The sequence below is a fragment of the Streptomyces sp. NPDC052042 genome (genome assembly GCF_044548345.1).
Taxonomy (GTDB): domain Bacteria; phylum Actinomycetota; class Actinomycetes; order Streptomycetales; family Streptomycetaceae; genus Streptomyces.
Genome location: NZ_JBIUBU010000046.1, coordinates 1 through 20,557 on the forward strand (window position 1 = coordinate 1; position 20,557 = coordinate 20,557).

Sequence of the window (20,557 nt, forward strand, 5' to 3'; positions counted from 1 at the left end):
GACAGCGCCAGCCCCACATCGTCACCGGCTACTTCAAAGCCCCGCACGTCCGATACATCCTCGACGAGTGAACCCAATGAGTTTCTGATCAATAGGACCCCCGGCTCACACCCATCGGCGGCTCCCTCGCAGCCCTGCGGGGGAGCCGCTGCGGAAAGAAGCCCCGGTGCCTTCCCTCCGCAGGGAAAGGAGGACACTGACCATGCAACCGGATTGCTGCACACGGTGGTCCATCGGCCCACTAACGGAAGAGCGTGACATGACCGTCACCTGGCGCAGCGCTGTCTCCTACGCGCTGACCGTGACCATCGGATCCTGGATGACCGGAGCTGTGGTCGATCTCGCCTGGTCAGCGGCTGCGGACAGCCTCGGACTCTGGGTGTCGCTATGGCCGGCGAACCCCCTGTCCTACATGTTCCTGGCCGCGGCCACGCTCGTCCTCACCCTGACACGCCGTTTAACTGCTCCCGTGCCGCAGTGGCGCATCCCGCTGATCGACGGCGGTGCCTACCTGCTGATTCTGCTGCTGTGGGGCGGCCTGTCCGCGTGGCGGGACGGAGCCGCCGTCCCGGTCGACGACGCGTTCGTCACAGCGGGATTCGCTCTGCTCACACTCCAGTTGCCATGCGCATGGCTGCTGAGCTTCTGGCGCGCCCGGCACCTCGTCCATAGCCAGAGCGGCAGCGGCACGGTGGGCGCTCAGACAGCAGGAATATGACAACCGATACTCCACCACGACCGCACCCGTGCTGACCGCGCGGGCCGAGTACCACACCGACTGGCACGTCTACATCGACGACCCCGCCCGTGACCCTCTCGGCTACTGCACCGGCACCGGCCCCGACGAGCCGGTCGACCCCGATGCCGCCACCCGGGTCCTGGAGCAGGGCGGCTGGCGGGTCACCGGCTCCTGGACGGAGGCGCCGCCGACGTGCGATGCCCTGTTCACCGCGTCCGTCGAGAAGGCCGACCCCCCACCGGAGGCGTAGGCGCTCTCGGCGTGCCACCCGCAGGCCCCGGTCCGCCGTGACGTGCGGGTGGCGGAGCAGTAGCGAGAGACGGCACGGGCAACCGGGCAGATTCGCAGCCCTGTTGGCCGGATTATGTCGCTTCGGGGAATGAGTTGATCCGTATCTCCCCTACCAGGGGCCCCAGTTGGGAAGCATACGCAGTGAACTCATCCCACTACTGCATGCGACTATTGGGGGACGGATGGCCCGGCCGAAGGACACGGACTACACCGGCACACTGACGATGCTGCACACCGCCGTGATGAACACGGGAACCGACCTGCGGGACGCAATCGGCAAGGGCATCGAGAAACTGGAGGCGAGCGGGCAGGCCGTTCAGCAGGAGACGACGCGGAACGTGGTCGACGAGCTCAGCCGGATGCGCACGAACCTGCGGGAGGCCCGGGACCGGCTGACGTCTGGCGGCGAGATGCTGAACACGGAAGTACGCCAGGCCGTTACCGATCTGCGGACCGAAATGCGCCAGGTGCGGGACGCGGTCAAGGCCCTCACCCCTCCGCCCGCCCCCTCCGCACCGGTGCCCTTCATCACCGGCAACGGCTCCGCGCCCACCGCCCACGAGATCTCGCAAACGGAGCCCGCCGGGCCGTTCACCACCCCGGCCGGGCCGGACCCGGTTGCCCAGGAGGCCGCGGAGCAGCCCGTCGTGACCGCCACGATCCCAGCGCAGCAGGACAACAACAGCGGCCACCACGACGGCAGGGAAGGGGCGGCTGGTTCAGCGGTATCAGCGGAGGAGATCCGGCGCGCCGTCCGTGAGGTCCTGGCCGAGGAGTTCAAATCGCTGCGGACGATGTGGGAGGAGCAGTCGCTCGCGCCGCTGGCCGGTGTGCGTGACGACGTACGCAAACAGCTGGGCGAAGCGGTCGGCGTGCTGCGCGAGGAACTGGAGGCAGCGCGGAAGGAATCGAGCACCGAACTCGCCGCTCTCCGCGAGGAGGCGGCCAAGTGGCGGGCCGAGGCGGAACAGCGGGCGGCGGTGGAGCCTGCCGTGGTGAAGGTGCCCGAGGAGCACAGTGCGCTGCTGCGGGAGGCGGCCCGGGTGTCGTCGGCGACGGTGCTGTGCTACCGGGACGCGTGGGAGTTCATCACGGCCCATGCCGGACAGCAGCCCCACTTCCGGGTACCGGCGCAGGTACTCGACAAGGGCGAGGAACGGGTCCGTGCGGCCCTGTCCGGACGGTCGCTGATCGCGCTGCTGATCGCCCTGCACTCGGTCCGCGAGACCGCGGCCGAGGGAGACGGCGACCAGGAGCTGGCCACCGCGCTCTACGAACGGATCCAGCAGAGCCTCACCGGTCTGTCCGCGGCGGGCCACCCTGTCACCATCACGCTCGACGACCGCATCACGCCCGACGACGGCACCCCGCCGACGGAACACGGCCTCCTGGCCGAAAGACTGGCCGACGCCGCAGGCGACCCGCAGGCCGCCCCCGGCGATCAGACCAGCGGCGAGAACGAGAACGCAGACGGAGACGAGAAGCAGTAGCCCCGGGTCAGAGCCGGGACCGGGAGCCGCCTGCGCCAGGACGGGGCAGGTCGTCCTGTCCGGGCGGGTGGGCGCCTGCGGAGGGAACCCCGCCGCAGGCGCTCGGATCGCGAAGCGCGTCCCGCCGAGAAGACCCGGCTCGCCGTGCTCGCCGTGAGCGTGCGGGGCAGGCGCCGGGCCCTGCCGAGCTGGGAGAGACGGCCTGACCGCCGTACCCGCCGTCGCTGTCCTGCTGAGCTGGTCAGAGATGGGCCGGGCCACTGCGCTCAGTAGAGGCCGGGCACGCTGCCGGAAGAGTGGCCGGGCGCCATCCACTCGTGGAGCGCGAACCGCCTGTATACGTTCGGTCCGACGACGGTGTCGTACTCCCCGACGGGCGCCTGGTCCAGCGCATTGTTCCAGCGGTGCATCCAGTAGCGATCCGCCACCCAGTACGCGGTCTCGGCAACGGTCGAGCCGTCGATGAGCAAGCTGTGGTCACGGACGCGGCGCAGGGCCTCGGCAACGTCGTCCGTAGTGATCGGCGTCCCCTTGCTGACGGCGACGGCGGCCAGCTCGTCATCGACGGCATCCACCCCGCTCTCCAAGGCGTATTCGAGGGCCTCGGTTGCGGCCTGGTGGCCGTCGGCGAGGTACTCGGTGTACTCCTGGCCGCCGCGCTCCAGCCGGGCAATGAACTCCTCGGTGGTGAACTTGCCGCGGCTGCGGGCAACGGCCGGCCACCATGGCGGAACGGTACTGGGGGGACTTGGCGGCTTCGGTGGCCAGGCGGCGGGCAGCGGTGTACGAGATGCCTTCGGCGTCGGCGAGTTCGCGGACGCTCTTCTTGAACTGCTTGTCGTTGGTCACGGTCTCTCCCGAGTCCCGGTGATGGCGGTAACCCCACGCATCCCCGCCGCGGGCACGGAGCCACGGACATACAGATACATGTGCGTGAGGCGGTGCCCCTTGTCCTCGTCGCCGTTCGCGGCGTGGGCGCGGCACGGCTCGGAGTCGGGCCGACGCAAGGCGGCCGACTCCACTCTAGGACGGCGAGTGTCCGGCATTGAGCCTCCGCCAACCTGAAATCGCAGGTCGAAGGGCTGGTATGACAGCCCTCCGGGGTGCTCACGCTGGTCGAGGGCGACTGTCTGCTGAGTAGATCATCTGGCAGAGCGGTCGGCCCATGGGTCCCTGCCTGCTGTGCCGGACGGCCTACTACGATCCGGTCTGCTCGGGAGCCAGTCGGTATGGGGGCGGCCCGGAGCCGCCCCAACGGCCTGGCTGTTCAGCGCAGTGGTCAAGGATGGAGTCATGACAGGGGAAGTGAGCGAGATTGCTCTGAGTACGCATGATCTTCGTGAGGTCACCGCGTTCGCTGCGGCGTGCGCGGAAGTGGTCCTTGAGGTGTTCGAGGGCGATCAGCCGGACGACTTACGGCCTCGAGATGCTATCGGCGCCGCGTGGGAGTTCGCTCGAGGTGGTGAGCGAGGGAAGGCTCTGCGCGACAGAGCATGGGCGGCACTCAAAGCAGCCAAGAGCGCGGACACCGTGGCTGCGCGCGAGGCGGCTCGGGCAGCGATGTCTGCGGCAGGCGCCGCCTACCTGCACCCGCTGGCCAAGGCCACCCAGGTCAAGCACATTCTCGGAGCTGGCGCTTACGCGGCCAGAGCGGCCGAACTCGTCGCCGACGACGATCGGAGCGTTGGTGCGGAACACCTTGAGCAGACGGTGCGTCGTGCGACACCGGCCGTCGTTGACGTGCTCAAACGCTTCCCGATGGCGCCGAGTGGCGGCGGACGGGTTGGTGAGTTGATCCGCATTCTGGACGCTGACCTTCGTTCACTCGCTTTCGCTGAGTGACTTTGAACGTTCGGACGGTGCGACCCCAGCTCTGTCAGCGGTTGACTTCTAGGTTCGTCAGGACGAGCAGGGCGCGCAGGAGTCGGGTGGCGCGGGCGGGGTCGGTGCGGAGCTTGGTGAGGATCCGCCAGTTCTTGAGGTGGGCGAAGCCGTGCTCGACTGGTGCGCGTCCGATGGCGAGGACTCGGTTGGCGGTCTTCTGGCCTGTGGTGAGCTTGTGGGTGCGGCTGGCGGTGTAGCCGGTGACGATCACTGGGTCGCGGATGTCGTTGTCCAGGCCGCGGAAGCCGAGATCGGCGAGGACGCCGAGGTCGGCGGCGCGTAGGTGATTCAGGATGTGGTCGTGGCGGGCGGCGGTGTTGTCGTGGGTGCGGCCGGGCCGGGCGGCGGATATCCAGATCAGGCGGCCGTTCTCGTCGGTCAGGGCGAGGAAGTGCAGGCCATGGTTGCGGTGTTTGCCGGAGTAGTTCCGCCGGTCGGCCTTGCCGGTGCGGCGCTGGGTGCGGATGAGGGTGCCGTCGATCAGGACCACCTCCCCGCCCTGCTTGGCGACCTTTCTCAGGGCGCGGTCCAGGCGCGGCGCCTGGGCGGCGAGCAGGGCGATCAGCTCGTCGCGCCAGCGGCGGACGGTGGACTCGGACACGTTGTTGCCGCCGGCCATGTCGGCCAGGCGCTGATCGTGGCGCAGCACGGCCAGGACGATCACCGCGATCTTCCCCGGCGGCAGGATCCGCCACCTGGACCGAATCACCTTCAGATGCCGCCGCAGCAGATCGGCGAGGTGGCTGACGGTGCGCGTGGACAGCGGCAGACGGCACTGGTAGATAAGCGGGAAGGTGTCCTCGGTGCGCTCTTTGGTATTCGTCACACAATTCCAACGGCCGCCGGGGGCACCCTGGTTACGCCCGGTGCCGAGCCGCTCCGAGTGGCGGTGTTGCGGGTCACAGGCGGGTGGTGAACCGGCCGTCGGGCAGTTTGCGCAGCCAGCCGCGATCGACGAGTCTGACCAGCTTGCTGCGTAGCGGTTCCAGCTTGGCCTTCACGCTGATGTCCACCCCCACTACCTCGCCGACCTCGCGGGCCATGACCGGTCCGGCGGCTTGCCGCACGGCGGCGATGATGCGCTGGTAGTCCCACGGGAGCCAGGTCTCCACGCCCGGCTCGCGGTGCGGAATGAGCATCACCGCCCGGCCGCCCACCTGCCCGGGCGCCGGCCCGGTGGAGGCGCGTTCTTCGGCGATCTGCCCGGTCATCCGTTCAAGGACGCGTTCGGCGACGGCGAGTTCGTCCCGCTCGGTCCGCACTTCCGCCAGCTGCTTGGCCAGCTGTGCTTCGAGTTCGTCCAGTTCCGCACGGCGCGCGGTGATCCGTTCCAGCAGTTCGGGGATGCAGCATGCACAGACCGTAGAAGGCCGGTGACGAGGATTTTCGGAAAGACCCATGGCCGCTCGCGTTCCCCGCCTGATTCGGTCTTGCACGAGCCACGTGGGGACCGCCCGCCCGGCGCCGTTGAGGTGCCAGGCTGTGCTCGGTGTCAGGGCGGGGTGACTGCCCGCATGACGGTGTGCCAGGCAGTGGCGTCGAAGATGAGGCGGATGGTGTCGATCCGGCCGTCGGTGAGGTGAAAGTGTTCGGCTGTGCGCTGGGTTCCGATGGCCGAGACCGAGGTGTGGACGTCGTAGAGCAGGATGGCTTCGCTCTCGCCGTACAGTTCGCTGATCAGGTCGACGCCGCTCACGATCCCCAGGAACGCGTTCAGCCCGCTGAGGTGGTGGTGCGGGCTGTCGGAAGTCAGCAGGGGGCTTTGGAAGTGGAAGGGCTCAGCAAGGGTTCGAACGGCGGCGGGGATGTCGCCGCGGAACCGGGCCTGGTGGTAGGCGCGGACGGTGGCGCGCGTCGTGGTCGTGGCCCTTGTCATGCGGGGGTGGTTCCTTCGGTAGCAGTGAGGTGGGTGGCGATGCGCTGCTGGTTCTGAACAAGGCGCAGGCAAAGGTGGCGGAGCTGGTGGAGTTCGGTGTCGGTGAATCCGTGGAACAGCGCCGCCATCGCCCTCTGCGTCGGCGCCCGGAAGTCGTCCAGCCACGTCAGGCCGGCGGGGGTGATGCGGGCGACGACGGATCGGCGGTCTGCGGGGTCGGGGTCGCGCCGGACGAGTCCTTGGCATTCGAGCGTGTCGACCAGGCCGGTGGCGTTGCGGGCAGTCATGCCCGCGGAGCGTGCGAGGTCGCCGAGATGCGCACCGGCCGCCCCGAGAGTGCGCAGGCGGATCAGAACGTCGACGGCTCCAGCGCTGAGGCCACGGCCTTCTGAGCCGTGTGCGCGAAGCCGCTCGACGGACCTGTGCGCGGCGCGCGCGGCGGCCGCCGCCTCCAGGCGGAGGATGTCGCCTCCCGCCGCGAACTCGGCCATCGACGAGCGGACTTGGGGATCATGGAGCAGCCCGTCCACGTCGCAGGCGAGCTCAGCCGAATTAGTTACGTGCTTCATAATGAAGTACTACCGAACATCGTCCGGTCCAGTCAAGGCGTGGAGGTATCCGGGGCGGCGCCCGCCCGCAGGCGGCCGACACGCTCCCTGGCCGGGAACCAAGGTGAGCAGGCCCGGAGAGCGACAGCGCACGGGGTGAGGATCTTCAAAGAGCGCCATCACCGTCCGGCCACAGCACTCAGGAACCGGCAAACGGACCGCTGACGGACGATCTACTCCGCAGACATCCACCCACGACCAGTGCGAGCGCCCCGAGAACCGGTCACACCAGCCCTTTGACCTGCTGCTTCAAGTTGGCGGAGGCCCATCGTGGGCAACTCGTCGCGCCGCGCACGCACTGGCGCGCCTCCGCGCGCCGTCGAGTCACGCCGTAGGCGTCCTGGGCACGGTTGAGTCGAATGCACACCGCGATGGCTTCCCGCAGGGTCTTCTTCACGCCCCGTCAACCTGGTGCCGGGCGGGAGGTCACGAAGTGCTGCGCTGTCCGGGGAAGGTGTCCTCGGTCACGGATAAATCGGGTGGGCAAGGGGAGGTCAAGGGGCGAAACGGACACCCCTGGTCGCAGCGAACAGACCGCGGTCAACGGGTGGCTTCTCACGGTGGCTCCGGCCCGTGCGCAGATCCGCGTGCGGGCCGGACGACCGCCGACCCGGCCATGAGGCCGGAGAATCCGAGGACACCGTGCCCGCCGACCCCACGTCCGACCGCGCCCACGAGCACCGCGCCGCCCCCGGCCGCCGGCCCTGCGACGGCGTGGACCAGGCCCCGCAGGCGATTCGGACCGAACGTGGAGTGCCGTACCGCCCACTCCCTGGCCTTCAGAGTCGTCGGTCACCACTACCGTGATTGTCTGGACGCTTCGGCGCGGATTCCCGCCAAGCACACCGCCCGCCTGCTCGGCATCACCCACGACCTTGACATCAACTCCCGTCAGATCAAGGTCGCTTACGCCGCACGACTGGTGATGGGCGTGATCCGCAAATTCTGCTACACCACCGACCGACAGGTCATGGCCCGCCACAACCGTGCCTTGGCCGTGACACGGGCCTCCGTCGAACGCGGCGTCGGCCGCCTGAAGTCCTGGCGGATCTTCCGCAGATCCCGCTGCAGCCCCAACCGCATGACGTCAATCGCTAAGGCCGTCCTCTTCCTCCCGAGTACGCGGCCCGCCTTTTCGACGCCCGCGACCAAGGCGCCGACGACCAGCAGATGCGCGGAATCATCGCCGAAGGGCTGCAGGAGGTCTACTTCAAGGACGGCGGCCGCCGCGCCCAGGATCTTGAGGTCGGCTTCAACAACATCGACTATTTCGATGTCTCCTTCTGATTTCTTCCTTCCGATACTTCTGAGGAAGACGTCGAAATAGTGCCGAAGCATGCTGGTTGTCACCAAGGCAGCTTGTTGTCACTGGGGCCGCGGTACCGGGCCCACCCAGCCGGTCGCTGGTGTCCTCTCACACTGAGGTTGTCGGATTCTCACCGCTTCTCGTTTGCGCAGTCGGATTCTCATTGCGTCGCGCGCTGAGCGATGGCGTTTGCTCCGTACGTGGGGTTTGATCTCATTTCCCTGGTCCGTTCTCGCTGTACCTGTCGACAGGACAAAAATCGCTGGAGACCCGGTGGGCTCCATGCTGGGATGGCGCGATGCAGCCGAATGGTTCGACGGTCGTGGACCGGGGGCAGTACCAGGATGCGATGACGCCCTGGGAGCAAAAAGCCTGGCGAGATGTGGCCCTCGGATGGGCGGAGCGTAAACTCACTGCTTGCGGCCTGCGCGAAACAGGACAACGGAGAGTCCGGCTACGACCGTGGTCAGTCCTGGTGCGCATGAGCGTCGTAGGTCACAGCGCCGTCTGGTTCAAGGCCAATCCGCCCGCCAGCGCTTTCGAGGCAGTGCTCACCTCCGCGCTGACTCACTGGGTGCCGGAGCACGTACTGGAACCACTCGCCGTCGACGTCGACCATGGCTGGTCGCTGCTCCCCGACGGTGGTGATCTTTTCAGGGATGTGCTCGACCGTGGCCCCGCCGGTCCGCGTGCCTGGGAAGAGCCGCTGCGCCAGTACGCGAGAATGCAGCACGCACTTATCCTGCACGCCGAGGAGATCGAACTACTCGGCGTCCCCAGCGCACGAACGACTGTGCTTCCCAACGTTTTCGACCAGGTCATCGCTGAGAACACCGCGCTGCAGCCAGATGATCTCATGAGGCTACATAAACTTCGACCACGCCTGGTGGACTGGTGCATGGAGCTTGCCAGCGTGGGCATCGCGGACTCGCTCGACCACTCCGACCTGCACGATGGTCAGCTCTTCAACCCTGAAGCGGGTCGATTCACATTCTTCGACTGGGGCGACGCTGCCGTCTCCCATCCCTTCTGCAGCTTCCTTGTCCCTGCCCGGAGAGCCCTCGAACAGTATGGCCCCGAGGCGCTGCCTCGGCTGCGGGACGCCTATTTGGAACCTTGGACGGGAAACGGTCGGACGACAGCAGAGCTCCGACGCGCGGTGAGCCTGGCAGGGCGACTCGGCGCTATCGGTCGTGCCTGTTCCTGGGGCCGCCTCTTCCCCGGGGCGTCCGGCACCGCAGACGCCACAGGCGCCGTAGAAAGCGCCAAGTGGCTGCTGGGACTCTGCACTGAGCCACCGTTCTAATCCCGCCCGATGGTCTTCTCGAAGTCACCTGCGGTCGCACTCCGCTACGCCTGGACGCCGAGTGCCTGGGAACCGAGTCCCAGCCGCGCGTTTCCTTTCGTGAAGGCCAACTCGTCTGAGAATGGCACCGGACCCAATTTCCAGACCATCTGGCAGCCCTGCAGGTCAGAACCGCACTACCTGGCAACTGGAATGCGACAGGACAGCTGGGGCTGCGGGGCAGCTCAGGCGGCTGAGGGGCGCCGCAGCCCCACACCGGTGACCCATTGACCCGGCCCGGGACGGGGCCGGGACGGGCCCGGAGCGGTGGAGGGACCGGGGCTCAGCCCTTCGCGGGCTCCGGCGCGGCCGCTCGCGCGGCCGACCGCGAGGTCATCCTCGACATCTTCGAGCTGGTCACCGGTCTGCGCATGAACCACGGCTACGTTCGGCCCGGCGGGCTGGCGCAAGACCTGCCGCCCGAAGCACTGGACCAGATCCGCGAGGGCGTGCAGCTGCTGCGCTCGCGGATGCCCGAGTACGACAAGCTGGCCACCAACAACCCGACCTTCAGGGCCCGCCTGGTGGACGTCGGCTACCTCGACCTCGCGGACTGCATGGCGCTCGGCGCGACCGGGCCGATTCTGCGCGCCACCGGCCTGCCGCACGACCTGCGTAAGTCGGACCCGTACTGCGGCTACGAGCAGTACGACTTCGAGGTCGAGACGGCGGACAGCTGCGACTGCTACGGCCGCTTCCTGATCCGGCTGCGCGAGATGGAGCAGTCGCTGCGGATTGTTGAGCCGTGCCTGGAGCAGCTGGGGGGCGGCGGCGGTGCGGTGATGGTCGCCGACAAGAAGATCGCGTGGCCGGCGCAGCTGGCGCTCGGCGCGGACGGGTTGGGCAACTCGCTCGATCACATCCGCACCATCATGGGCGAGTCCATGGAGGCGCTGATCCACCACTTCAAGCTGGTGACGGACGGCTTCCGCGTTCCGCCGGGGCAGGTATATGTGGCGGTCGAGTCACCCAGGGGCGAGCTCGGCGTGCACGTCGTCTCCGACGGCGGGACCCGGCCGTACCGGGTGCACTTCCGCGACCCGAGCTTCACCAACCTGCAGACGATGGCCGCGATGTGCGAAGGCGGGCAGGTCGCCGACGTCATCGTCGCGGTGGCCAGCATCGACCCGGTGATGGGAGGCGTGGACCGGTGAATGAAATCCCTCGCACAGCGGCCACCCACCACCGAGTCGTCGCCGGCGTTTTGGCAGATGCCGTCGGCGGACAGCCCAGATGACTTCCGGCGAACCTCCTTGCCACGCCGCCAGTCTGCCCGTCAGGGTGTCCTCCACAGGGGCGCCGCCGTTCTAAGAGGGCGGTTCGTAAGGTGATGTCCGTTTCTGGCTGAGGTGGAGCACGGCCGCTGGTGGAGGGTCCGTCAGCTATTGCTTCCTGGCGAAGTTGCCGGTGTCGGCCTCGGTGAGGATCCCGAGTTTGACCAGGCGTTTCAGCTTGGCGCGGGTGCCTTCGACGTTCTTCGGCAGCAGTTCGTGGCCGAGGGCTTCGCAGACGTCCTTGGCCCGGAGCGGCCCGGTCGCGTGGTTGAAGGCGGCGAGGATACGGGCGTAGTCCGGGTGCTGGCCTTGGCCAGCGCCGGGAAGCGGCCTGTGGCCAACATCCTCATCACACGGGCCGGAGGCATGCTGCCAGTCGCGCTTGGACAGGCCCGAGTCCGGTCGGGCAGTTGACGGGTTGAGACGGATGCCTGGAACAATTCGCAGGCGTACGGCAACAGCAAGGACCTATTCTGCCCGCTATGATCAGCTGGAAGAGCGTCGAGGCCGCCGACTGCGCCGTGCCCGCCGACCGCCCCATGGACGACCTCGTCCGCGAGCTGTCCCGTGCGCTGGCGGATCCCGATCCACTGGTCCGGGACGGCGCGCCCTGCACTGTCCTCGCGACCTGGATCGCGCGCGGGACGATCGAGACGTCCCGGCGGCTGGAGCTGGGGGACGAGATGGCCACCCGGTTCACCCACCCCCGGATAGAGGCCCGCACCTTCGCACCCCTCGTGCTCGACATGCTGGTAGCCGCGGGGGACTTCAAGCCTGGCTGGGTTGACGCGTTCGAGCACTGGTACCCGGCGGAGCAAGATCTGCGCGGCCATGATGAGACGCTCGGCTGGCTCCACGCGGTGGCGCACGGCGCGGACCTGCTGGCCAGCTTCGGCCTCCACCCCGAGGTGGCGCCGACGCGGATGCTAGACCTCGCCGCCGCGCGGCTGACGACGCCCACCGACCACGTCTGCGACCAGATGGAGGACGACCGCCTGGCCCGGGCGATCGCCCGGGTCCTCACCCGAACCGACATGAGCGAACGCGACGCCGTCGACTGGCTGGAGCCGATCTCCGACCGCTTCGGGGCCGACCGCATCAGCACCCCAGTGCCCGCTCACATCAGCAACTGCCTGCGCACCCTGCGCCTGCTCTACATCCTCGCCGACCGGGGCGTGCGACCCACCAGCGAACTGCCCGCAGAACCCCTCCACCACCGCGACGCGGTCAAGTCCGCCATCGCCACCGTCCTCGACCGGATCGTCAGACGCTGACCGACGGCACCCGGTCCGGCCGGGCAGGCCGGTGCGCACGCCTTCCAGGATCTATCCTCTGGGCCAGCCGGGCACCGACGTCCCGGGCAGCGGCTGGGACAGCACGGTGGTGCCGCCGGCGTACTGCAGGTGCGCGGCTTCACAGTGACACCAGGGCTACCGGCGCCCTCGTGCGGCTGGTACGCCCGGCGCGCGGCCCCCGTGGTGCTGTTCGTACCCGTAGCCGAAGCGGTGGAGGGTCGAGCAGACCTACGGGATCCTGATTACTGCACCGGCGCCTGGTCCGCGACTGCGAGCACCGCCCCTCCTCCTCCGCCTCCCGCGTCTACTGGGCGATGACCCACATCATGACCCGACGCCTCACCGGCGCGAACGCCCCCACCTGGCGCGAGGCGCAGGCGGTGGCAGCATGACATCCAGCCCCTGCTCGACGCCCTGGACCTCCAGGAAGACGCCGCCCGGGCCCTGGCCGACGACCTCCGCACACAGATCGACGACCTGCAGACCCGGTTACGAGAGGCCGAGACCCACCTGGAGCACCTCGCGATCACTCGCAAGACCGTCACCGGCCTCGCCGACCGGCTCCCGGCCCTCGCGCCGGACCTGCCCGAGCACCCGGACTACGCCCGTATCCTCGCCGCCTTCAACCACGCGACCGGGCCGCTCCGAGCCAAGGACGTCTGCGAAGCCCTCGGCCACGAACTGCTGCCGAAGAACGTCGAAGGCACCCGCGCCAAGCTGAAACGCCTGGTCAAACTCGGGATCCTCACCGAGGCCGACACCGGCAACTTCGCCAGGAAGCAATAGCTGACGGACCCTCCACCAGCGGCCGTGCTCCACCTCAGCCAGAAACGGACATCACCTTACGAACCGCCCTCTCAGAAGGGGGGCTCCCACTTTTGAGTGAGAACGGGTTCCGAGAACTGATCCAAGATCAACAGGGGTCCGGCGCCCCGTTCTCGATCTTGCTCGGGCAAAGGGTCGCTTGTGAGAATCGGGGCGAATGCAGCGGCTGGAGTTAGAGCCGGAAGTCCGGCCGGCCGGCGTACGCGTCCAGGGCGAGGTTGAGGTCGGCGCGTTTCATGAGGGTGTTTCAGACGCCCAGTCGTTTGCAACAACTCGTGAAACATGATCGCCGCAGGTGCCCCGGCTTCCCCCTCACCGTCAGCAGGCCGCTGCCGCAGGGCGGCTCGGCCAGCGTCCGCGCGCGGCGGGGTGGCGCATCGGGATCGCCAGTAGCCTGGGGCTGCGGAAGAAAGCAGGGCCGGGCGTGGTGCCGTGCACTGTGGCTGGGCATCCGCCTGCCGCGGGTGCACTGTGAGGCAAAGCGGTCGAGGGGCGGCCGGAGTTCGGGCCGGAGGCGCCGGAAGAGCTGGCTGGTGCTGAAGCGGTGGCGCAGGTGCTGGGTCCCGTCATCGAAGGGTGCCTTCTGGTGGGGTGGACGGGGGTGTGGCGTGCAGGGGTTGGGGGGCCCACCAGTTGGCCTCGCCGGCAAGGCGCATGGCGGCGGGTGCGAGCAGGCCGCGCACGAGAGTGGCGTCCATGACTGCGGCCAGGCCCAGGCCGATACCGGTGGCTTTGACGATGGCCACGTCGGAGGTGGCCAAGGCGGTCATGACGACGGCGAGCATGACGGCGGACCAGGTGAACAGGTGCCCGGTGCTGGCGATGCTCCGGACGATGGCGGTGCGGGTGTCCGCGCCGGTGTCGTGTTCTTCGACGGCCCGGGCCAGGAGCAGACACTCGTAGTCCATGGACAGGCCGAAGGCGAGGCAGAAAAGGATCACAAGGGTGAAAGCGTCGGTGGTCCCGGTCGGGGTGAAGTCGCCGACGATGCCGCGCAGGTGCCCCTTCTGGAAGATCCATACGAGGGCGCCGAAGGTCGCCGAGAGGCTCAGGGTGTTCAGGACGAGGGCCTTGAGGGCGAGTAGGGGGCGGCGGGTCAGTCCCAGAGTGAGCACGAGCATGGTGATGCCGACCAGGGTGAGTGCGGTCGGCAGCCGTTGTGACAGCGGGGTGGTGACGTCGAGGGCGCGGGCGTCTGGACCGGTCAGCCAGGCCGTGGCGGGGGCGGGCACCGCGCGGATGCGGGCAGCGGTGTCGCCGTCGCTGCTCACCGAAAGATAAGCGCTGTGGCGAGTGGTGAAGCGGTGGGAGGTGTCGTCGGCCGGTTCGGCGAGCCGGCCATGGCGGTAGGTGCCGGTTGCGGTGGCCACCTGGGTCACTCGGGGAAGAGCGCTGACCCGGCGGGCGTAGTCGTCGAGGTCGTGCCGGTGGCGAGCTGTGTCGAAGGCGGGAAGGACGATGGCTGTGCCGCTGAAGGGGTTGTCCGGGTACTGCGTGCGCAGGAGGGCACCTGCGCGAGCGGAGGACGCGTCGGGTGGCAGGGCGCGGTCGTCGAAGAGGCCCAGCCGCACCTGCCCGAAGGGCAGCGCGAGGCCGAGCAGCAGCAGGCCGGTGAGCAGGGCGGTCGCAACCGGCCGACGGGTTGCGGCCAAGGCGGTGCAGTGCCAGAACGTCCGACCGCCCTGCCGTAGGCGCAGGTTCCTGAGCGGGGAGCCGCTACGCCAGAAAGAGGGCATCGTGCGGCGGCTGACGCGGTCGCCGAGCAGAGACAGCATCGCTGGCAGGACCAGCAGGGCTACCAGCACCGTGGCGGCCGCGGCGACGATGCAGGCGGCAGCGACCGAGTGCAGCACCGGGTGGGGGAAGACCAGCAGAGCGGCGACGCCGCCGGCGACGGTGGCGGCGGAGAACGTCACCGTCCGGCCCGCCGTGCGCATCGCAGTGCGCAGCGCCGCGTCCGCTGAGGCGCCCTGCCGGAGCTCGGTGCGGTGGCGACTGACCACGAAGAGGGTGTAGTCCAGGGTCAGGGCGAAAGCCAGCGCCCCGCTGACGCTGACCGCGTACACCGAGACTGTCGTCACCTCGGCCAGGAAGCGGAGCACGGCGAGGTTGATCGCTTCGGTCAGCAGCCCCAGCAGCACGGTGAGCGACGCGGCCAGCGGTGAGCCCAGGGCGATGACCAGGAGAACAGCGCAGATCGGGAGGGCGATGAGTTCACTTCTCAGAGCATCGTGCTCGGCCCGGTGGGCAACCTCGGCCAGAAGCCCGGCCGGGCCGCCCACCGACAGGCGCAGTCCGCGGACCCGGTGGCCGAGGGTGTCGGTGATGCGCTGCGCGGTGCGTGCGGCTTGGTCGTCGTTGCCCGCTGTCCACACAGCGACCAGCGCACTGCGCCCGTCCTGCGCGCGCAGACCGGGCAGGCGCGTCGTCCAATACCCGCTGACGCGCTCCACCCCAGGCTGCGCCTTCAGCGTGCGCTCAAGGCGGAGACCGGCTGCCGCGGCCTGCGGCGCATCGACATCGCGGGTGCCGGTCACTTCGCCGACGACGACGATGCCCGGAACTCGACCGGAGAACTCTTCGGAGAGGACTCTGTCCGCGCGCAGTGACGGTGCCTGGGCGGGCAGTTGGCCGCCGGCGGAAGTGTGACCGGCGATGTCGTGGCCGGCCCAGGCACACAGCAGGAGCAGCAGGCCGGCGAGCACGGCGACGGCGTGCCGGTGGCGGACAGCGAACGGACATTCATGCCGCTGTGCGGCGTCGGCCCGGGCTGACGGTGATGTAGTGGTCCGCGTGGTCACGCAGGCGCCTTTGCTCGATCGAGGAGTCGGGGCTGCGGCGGCCTTCCCTGCACAGAAGGCAATAGCCGACGCCCGGTTAACCGTCCTCCCGGACTTCAGGTTCTCCTTGCCCGTCCCCATTTTGAGGGGACGCGGCCCCCCTGGCGTGCCCTCACCGCCAGAACCGGCGTTGACCGCGCGGGAGCATCACCGCCCATTCCCTGGGCCTCTCGGAAGGCAGCACGCATTGACCTCGCAGCTTCGACCACCGGTCACCCCCGACGCCACATCGGTATATGCCGCAGCGCCACAAACAGCCCTGCCCGAAGTCCCCAACGACCGGATTCCCCGGCATATCGCGATGGTGATGGACGGCAATGGCCGCTGGGCCACCCAGCGCGGCCTGACCCGTACCGACGGCCACGCTGCGGGCCGCGACGCCGTCTTCCCATCCATCGACGCCGCTCTCGCTCTCGGCGTGCCCTACCTGAGCGTGTACGCATTCTCCACAGAGAACTGGCGCCGCGCCCCGGACGAAGTCGCAGCGATCCTCGTCCTCATCGAGAACTTCTTCCGCGACCGTCTCAGCGGATTCATCGACCGCGGAGTACGTCTGCGCTGGCGCGGACGCGAAAACGGACTGCCCCCAAGCCTGGTCCAAACCCTGCGCGCGGCCGAGGAAGCCACCGCAGGCGGCGACCGGATGCTTTACACCATCTGCGTCAACTACGGCTCTCGCGCCGAGATCGCAGACGCCGCCCGCCTCCTCGCCCAGGGCGTCCGCGACGGCCGGCTCGACGCCGACACCGTAGACGAGGAAACCCTCGACAAGGTCCTCACCGAGGACCTGCCGCCAGTCGACCTCTTCATCCGCCCCGGCGGCGAACAGCGGATGTCGAACTTCCTGCTCTGGCACAGCGCATACGCCGAACTGGTCTTCCACGACCGCCCGTGGCCCGACGTCGACCGGCACACCATCCAGCAGGCAGTGCGCGACTACACCCGGCGCACACGTCGCTTCGGCACCGTGCTCCCGCCCCAGCAGCCGCTGACCGCTCGGACGACGGCGGTGTCCTCCGACCGGCCGCTCTTGTCGTACCGCCTGGCGCAAACCGTCAGCGACGTCTTCGACCCGAAATACTGCGTTCTCCTCACCACCCTGCTGATCGGCTGGCATGCAGAGCGCCTCATCGGAATCGGCTGGAGCACCCTGACCGCCCTGTTCACCGTGGCCGGCCCCGCCGGGCTCATCATCCACGGCCAACGCCGAGGCCGCTGGGACGACCGGCACCTCCCCCGCCGCCAAGACCGCCTGCGCATCCTGCCGGCCAGCCTGGCCTCAGTCCTCACCGGTCTGATAATCGCGGGCCTGCTCGGCGCTCCACGCGAGACCACCGCCCTCGTCGCCGCCATGTTCGTTTCACTGACGCTGGTAATGATCATCACGACCAGATGGAAGGTGTCGCTCCACACCGCCGTCAGCTCCGGCACCGTGGCCACCCTCACCATCGCCTACGGGACCCCCGTCCTCGTGTTCACTCCGCTCATCGCCCTCATCGCCTGGTCACGCATCAGGCTGAACGCCCACACCACTGCCCAGACCATCGTCGGAGCCGTCCTGGGAGCCACCGCAGGTGGATCCATCTTCGCCTTTCTGCACTGACCACGATGATCGACACCAACAACCTGCTCCGCGTCCCCGCGGTGTTCACAGACCGGTGATCTTTTGAGCGTAACCACATCCTCATCCGGGCCCGGCCTATACGGTCGGCTCACCGGCGTCGGCGGGTAGAGGTTGCAGGGCAGGAAGACCTGATTCGAGGCGCTGAGGGCTCGCTCTTTGAATGGGCAGGTGTCCTTCAGCCTGGTGCGCGAATGAGCTTCGCGGTGCTGGCCAGCGGCCGACCCCGACCTTGTGACCGCGCCGCTACGCCCCCGGGCTACACCCCGCGTCCCGATTCACCACAACGAGCGAACCCGGACACTTCCGCCTCCGCGCCGACGGATCATCACGGTCGAGAGCCGCCGCACACGGAACCGGTGACCTGAACCGCTCCGCGTCGTTGCGCCACGCGTGGACGCCATCACCCCCGCCGACCGGGCCTTCCTGCAGATGCCCACCCCGCCGGTCACCGGCTTCTTCCTCGACTTCATCGGTTCCCCTCCCGCTCAGGAGACCTGGGCCCGGCGCATCCTCGACCGGGCCGGCACTATCCCGACCCTCCTCCACACACCACCCGCCCCCCGCGACCGTACCTGGACCCCCCGCGCCGAACCTCTCTGCCCCGACACCCACCTCCACCACCACCCCCTGCCGACCCGCCCGCACGCCCTGTCGGACGCCTGCGAGACCCTCCTGGCCCGGCCACTGCCTCCTGCTCCTCATCCTCCCTGGGACATCCATCTGCTCACCCAGCCAAGCACCCCCGAGCGGTTTCGCGTCGCCCTGCGGATCCACCACGGACACCAAGACGGTGTCGGTGCCGCCCACACCGCCATCGCCCTGCTCTGCGACACCCCCACCGCCGGGCCTCACGCGCACCCCGCTCAACGCCCGCGATCCACCACCACACTCGCCGCCGGGCTGCGCCTGGCCGCCCCTCTCTTGCGCCCAGACCCGGCCCGACCGGTGCTGCGCGCCGCACTCGGCGGCACCAACGGGCCCCAATGGGACTACAAGGACATCCCCCTCACACGCCTGCGCGCCCTCGCCGACGCCCACCACTGCACCGTCAACGACGTCTGCCTCGCCGCCCTCGCCCTCGCACTGCGCGCCCTCCTGCCTCAGACGACGTCCCGGCCTCCACACCTCCTGATGGCCCTCTCCACACGCCGGCCCGACCAAAGCCACGCGCCCGGCAACCACGTGGGAGCCCACCGTCTCCTCCTGCCCACGACCGCCACCACGCTCCCCGCCGCCCTGACCGCCATCCACCAGCAGACCGCCGCCCTGCGCCGCGACCACGTACGCGACGCCCAGCGGCGCCTGCTCACCCTCCGCCGCCCCCTAAGCCCTAGCCCCCGCCTCCTGCGCACCCTCCTCGGACCACGCCTGTATCCCCTGGCGACCAGCAGCATCACCTTCCCCAACGCCCTCACCTGCTTCGACGCTCGCCTTGAAGCCGCCTCTATGTTCCTGACCGTCGGCCCCTACAGCCCCGTCTACCTCTCCATCACCCGCACCCTTGACACCGTCCGCTGCACCGCCATCGCCGATGCGCCCCGACGCAACGCCGTGGCACTGCCCCAGCACTGGAAGCACGCACTGGCCAACCATCCCTGTTGATATCGAGGAACGATGTGCCGAAAGAGCTGTCCGGCCCGTCGTCCGGGTTGCGCAGCAGGCGGCGTCGGGTCTTCCACTCGGGGTCGCCGGCCCGTCCGTGCCGGCCGCGGATCTCGGCAGTGCTGCCGCTCCGCACGAGGGACAGCATCTTGTTGGCGAGCTGGACAACGTGGAAATGTCGACCACGACGATGAGCAGCCTGAAGCCGCCCAGGTCCACAAGCAGATGGCCACCGTCATAGTTCCCCCAGGCCGCCGAGTATCGAGAGGCCGCCCGCGAGGACCTGCTGGCCTGGCTCTACGGGTATGCCCGCGTCCTGCTCACGGTCGACGGCAACGGCACCGCCGAGGGACAGTTGCACTTTCCGGGGGCCGGACCGTGGGCATGTCCCCAGATGCCGGCCCCGTTCAGGAGCACCGACGAAGACGGGCAGCACGACCCTGCCCAAGGCGAGAATGGCCAGCCCGCAGCAGAGGCGGTCGGCCGGCACCCACGACTACGAGGTGGCTTCCGCGACGACGACGTACAGCGTCACTGCGGCGAAGAAAGATCCCGTAGCGAGATGGTCGAGCCACCTCTGCGATGCGTGGGCGGGCAGGTAGCCCGCGGACACGGCACGCTCGGTGTTGCGCTGGAGGCCGAGGACTTGGTCTGCAGCCTGAATATCACGAAAGACCGAGGTGATCGGGACGACGGTCGGTACGGCGAATCCCGCATCCAGCGCGAGCCGGGCCAGCTGACGGCCGATGACCCCGTTGCGCACGACCTTGTCCGTCACGTGGCGGGTGTAAGCACGCGAGACCTCAAGGTCGGGGTAGTCGATGGTCAGCGAATCCCAGTCCGGTTCGCCCATGACGAGTCTGCCGCCTGGGCGCAGGACACGCCGGGCCTCTGCGAGTGCCTGGGCCGGGTCCGCCACGTGTTGGAGCACGCGGTCGGTCCGGGCACGGTCGATGCTGCCGTCCTTGAGCGGGAGCGTGTGGATGTCACCCAGCTCCACCTCGACCGCGGACAAGTTTTCTGTACGCATGCGTGCTTGCTCGACCATCTCCTGGCTGGAGTCGATACCGATCACCCTGCCCGACGGGCTGACCGCCTCGGCGAGGGTGTTGAGATCTGTGCCCGGTCCGCAGCCCAGATCGAGTGCGGTCTCGCCGGGCCGGGCATCCAATGCGTCGAGCATGACGCTCTTGTAGGATCGCGCCGCGTCCGTCGCGGCCAGTCGGTCGAGGTAACCGACCTCGTCAGGAACGGCGCTCTCGAATACGCGCCCGGACAGGCGAGCCATGGAGTACGCCTCTTGCTCAAGTAGCTCCCGCCCTGCGGGCGTGAGGCAGAACGGGCGTTGGCGGCCCTTTTTCTCCAGAGGCTCCACCAGCTGTTTCGCCTCCAGACGGGCCAAGGCTCCATACAGGCTCCCGGGCCCGAGGTGATGACCGGAGACCTGCCCGATGGCCGCGTTGATGGCGTACCCGTGCAGCGGCCCGTCGGTCAGTGCACACAGCACGAGCATCTGGGCGTCGTTGGTACGCATGGCTTCTCCAGCTGTGGTCATCCT

Annotated in this window: 17 protein-coding genes and 4 pseudogenes; 12 read left to right on the plus strand and 9 right to left on the minus strand. The window is 68.7% G+C overall.

Annotated elements, in window-relative coordinates; translation table 11 throughout:
- Nucleotides 1–259: 259 nt before the first annotated feature.
- The 3 genes from ACIHCL_RS35290 to ACIHCL_RS35300 all read left to right on the plus strand — a co-directional run bounded on the left by ACIHCL_RS35290 (nt 260) and on the right by ACIHCL_RS35300 (nt 2,520).
- Nucleotides 260–718: a hypothetical protein gene (locus ACIHCL_RS35290; protein ID WP_399868519.1), complete on the plus strand. Its 459-nt coding sequence runs from the start codon at nt 260–262 to the stop codon at nt 716–718.
- Between the two features lie 28 nt (nt 719–746).
- The gene (locus ACIHCL_RS35295) at nt 747–989 is read left to right on the plus strand and encodes a hypothetical protein (RefSeq protein WP_399868521.1); all 243 of its coding nucleotides are present in this window, start codon (nt 747–749) and stop codon (nt 987–989) included.
- A 223-nt stretch (nt 990–1,212) separates the two neighbouring features.
- Complete coding sequence (locus tag ACIHCL_RS35300) at nt 1,213–2,520, plus strand: hypothetical protein (protein ID WP_399868524.1); 1,308 nt, start codon at nt 1,213–1,215, stop codon at nt 2,518–2,520.
- Nucleotides 2,521–2,786: 266 nt separating this feature from the next.
- Here the strand turns inward: ACIHCL_RS35300 and ACIHCL_RS35305 are convergent, their stop codons facing one another.
- Nucleotides 2,787–3,095 (minus strand): hypothetical protein, encoded by a 309-nt coding sequence (locus tag ACIHCL_RS35305; protein ID WP_399868525.1) that lies wholly within the window; start codon nt 3,093–3,095, stop codon nt 2,787–2,789.
- Nucleotides 3,096–3,813: 718 nt separating this feature from the next.
- Here ACIHCL_RS35305 and ACIHCL_RS35310 point away from each other — a divergent pair.
- A complete protein-coding gene (locus ACIHCL_RS35310) occupies nt 3,814–4,362 on the plus strand; it encodes a putative immunity protein (RefSeq protein ID WP_399868527.1) in 549 nt (182 codons plus the stop codon).
- A gap of 34 nt (nt 4,363–4,396) precedes the next feature.
- Here ACIHCL_RS35310 and ACIHCL_RS35315 read toward each other — a convergent pair whose 3' ends face one another.
- The 5 genes from ACIHCL_RS35315 to ACIHCL_RS35335 all read right to left on the minus strand — a co-directional run bounded on the left by ACIHCL_RS35315 (nt 4,397) and on the right by ACIHCL_RS35335 (nt 7,285).
- Nucleotides 4,397–5,230: a transposase family protein gene (locus ACIHCL_RS35315; protein ID WP_399868529.1), complete on the minus strand. Its 834-nt coding sequence runs from the start codon at nt 5,228–5,230 to the stop codon at nt 4,397–4,399.
- A 73-nt stretch (nt 5,231–5,303) separates the two neighbouring features.
- A complete protein-coding gene (locus ACIHCL_RS35320) occupies nt 5,304–5,804 on the minus strand; it encodes a hypothetical protein (protein ID WP_399868531.1) in 501 nt (166 codons plus the stop codon).
- A 92-nt stretch (nt 5,805–5,896) separates the two neighbouring features.
- A complete protein-coding gene (locus tag ACIHCL_RS35325; protein WP_399868532.1) occupies nt 5,897–6,280 on the minus strand; it encodes a hypothetical protein in 384 nt (127 codons plus the stop codon).
- The gene (locus tag ACIHCL_RS35330) at nt 6,277–6,849 is read right to left on the minus strand and encodes a MarR family winged helix-turn-helix transcriptional regulator (RefSeq protein WP_399868534.1); all 573 of its coding nucleotides are present in this window, start codon (nt 6,847–6,849) and stop codon (nt 6,277–6,279) included. Before ACIHCL_RS35330 ends, ACIHCL_RS35325 begins: the two co-directional genes overlap by 4 nt.
- Nucleotides 6,850–7,111: 262 nt before the next feature.
- Entirely contained in the window at nt 7,112–7,285 is a 174-nt protein-coding gene (locus ACIHCL_RS35335) for a hypothetical protein (RefSeq protein WP_399868536.1), read from the minus strand.
- A 585-nt stretch (nt 7,286–7,870) separates the two neighbouring features.
- On the opposite strand from ACIHCL_RS35335, the pseudogene ACIHCL_RS35340 reads away from it, so the two are divergent.
- The 6 genes and pseudogenes from ACIHCL_RS35340 to ACIHCL_RS35365 all read left to right on the plus strand — a co-directional run.
- A pseudogene (locus tag ACIHCL_RS35340) lies at nt 7,871–8,014 on the plus strand (IS5/IS1182 family transposase); the annotation flags it as partial.
- Nucleotides 7,996–8,175: pseudogene (locus ACIHCL_RS35345) on the plus strand (XRE family transcriptional regulator); the annotation flags it as partial. The pseudogenes ACIHCL_RS35340 and ACIHCL_RS35345, both read left to right, overlap by 19 nt.
- Nucleotides 8,176–8,492: 317 nt before the next feature.
- A complete protein-coding gene (locus ACIHCL_RS35350; RefSeq protein WP_399868537.1) occupies nt 8,493–9,500 on the plus strand; it encodes an aminoglycoside phosphotransferase family protein in 1,008 nt (335 codons plus the stop codon).
- Nucleotides 9,501–9,862: 362 nt separating this feature from the next.
- A pseudogene (locus tag ACIHCL_RS35355) lies at nt 9,863–10,693 on the plus strand (NADH dehydrogenase subunit D); the annotation flags it as partial.
- Between the two features lie 602 nt (nt 10,694–11,295).
- Nucleotides 11,296–12,087 (plus strand): DUF2785 domain-containing protein, encoded by a 792-nt coding sequence (locus ACIHCL_RS35360; RefSeq protein ID WP_399868539.1) that lies wholly within the window; start codon nt 11,296–11,298, stop codon nt 12,085–12,087.
- Between the two features lie 223 nt (nt 12,088–12,310).
- Nucleotides 12,311–12,500, plus strand: a pseudogene (locus ACIHCL_RS35365) (IS5/IS1182 family transposase); the annotation flags it as partial.
- A gap of 97 nt (nt 12,501–12,597) precedes the next feature.
- Here ACIHCL_RS35365 and ACIHCL_RS35370 read toward each other — a convergent pair.
- Nucleotides 12,598–12,927: a hypothetical protein gene (locus ACIHCL_RS35370; protein WP_399868541.1), complete on the minus strand. Its 330-nt coding sequence runs from the start codon at nt 12,925–12,927 to the stop codon at nt 12,598–12,600.
- A gap of 572 nt (nt 12,928–13,499) precedes the next feature.
- Complete coding sequence (locus ACIHCL_RS35375; RefSeq protein WP_399868543.1) at nt 13,500–15,734, minus strand: MMPL family transporter; 2,235 nt, start codon at nt 15,732–15,734, stop codon at nt 13,500–13,502.
- A 226-nt stretch (nt 15,735–15,960) separates the two neighbouring features.
- On the opposite strand from ACIHCL_RS35375, the gene uppS reads away from it, so the two are divergent.
- Together uppS and ACIHCL_RS35385 are read left to right on the plus strand one after the other, a co-directional pair.
- Nucleotides 15,961–17,376 carry a polyprenyl diphosphate synthase gene (uppS, locus tag ACIHCL_RS35380; RefSeq protein ID WP_399868544.1) on the plus strand — a complete coding sequence of 472 codons (1,416 nt, stop codon included), beginning with the start codon at nt 15,961–15,963 and terminating at the stop codon, nt 17,374–17,376.
- Nucleotides 17,377–17,787: 411 nt separating this feature from the next.
- Entirely contained in the window at nt 17,788–18,999 is a 1,212-nt protein-coding gene (locus tag ACIHCL_RS35385) for a wax ester/triacylglycerol synthase domain-containing protein (protein ID WP_399868545.1), read from the plus strand.
- 496 nt (nt 19,000–19,495) lie between these two features.
- Here ACIHCL_RS35385 and ACIHCL_RS35390 read toward each other — a convergent pair whose 3' ends face one another.
- On the minus strand, nt 19,496–20,533 hold the full coding sequence (locus tag ACIHCL_RS35390; RefSeq protein WP_399868554.1) for a methyltransferase domain-containing protein: 1,038 nt from the start codon (nt 20,531–20,533) through the stop codon (nt 19,496–19,498).
- Between the last annotated feature and the right edge of the window lie 24 nt (nt 20,534–20,557).

What these genes read in the sequence shown, in the direction of transcription:
- ACIHCL_RS35325 (WP_399868532.1), bottom strand. Translation starts at nt 6,280, where the DNA reads ATGACAAGGGCCACGACCACGACGCGCGCCACCGTCCGCGCCTACCAC.
- ACIHCL_RS35350 (WP_399868537.1), top strand. Translation starts at nt 8,493, where the DNA reads ATGCAGCCGAATGGTTCGACGGTCGTGGACCGGGGGCAGTACCAGGAT.
- ACIHCL_RS35330 (WP_399868534.1), bottom strand. Translation starts at nt 6,849, where the DNA reads ATGAAGCACGTAACTAATTCGGCTGAGCTCGCCTGCGACGTGGACGGG.
- ACIHCL_RS35290 (WP_399868519.1), top strand. Translation starts at nt 260, where the DNA reads ATGACCGTCACCTGGCGCAGCGCTGTCTCCTACGCGCTGACCGTGACC.
- ACIHCL_RS35390 (WP_399868554.1), bottom strand. Translation starts at nt 20,533, where the DNA reads ATGCGTACCAACGACGCCCAGATGCTCGTGCTGTGTGCACTGACCGAC.
- ACIHCL_RS35310 (WP_399868527.1), top strand. Translation starts at nt 3,814, where the DNA reads ATGACAGGGGAAGTGAGCGAGATTGCTCTGAGTACGCATGATCTTCGT.
- ACIHCL_RS35300 (WP_399868524.1), top strand. Translation starts at nt 1,213, where the DNA reads ATGGCCCGGCCGAAGGACACGGACTACACCGGCACACTGACGATGCTG.
- ACIHCL_RS35320 (WP_399868531.1), bottom strand. Translation starts at nt 5,804, where the DNA reads ATGGGTCTTTCCGAAAATCCTCGTCACCGGCCTTCTACGGTCTGTGCA.
- ACIHCL_RS35360 (WP_399868539.1), top strand. Translation starts at nt 11,296, where the DNA reads ATGATCAGCTGGAAGAGCGTCGAGGCCGCCGACTGCGCCGTGCCCGCC.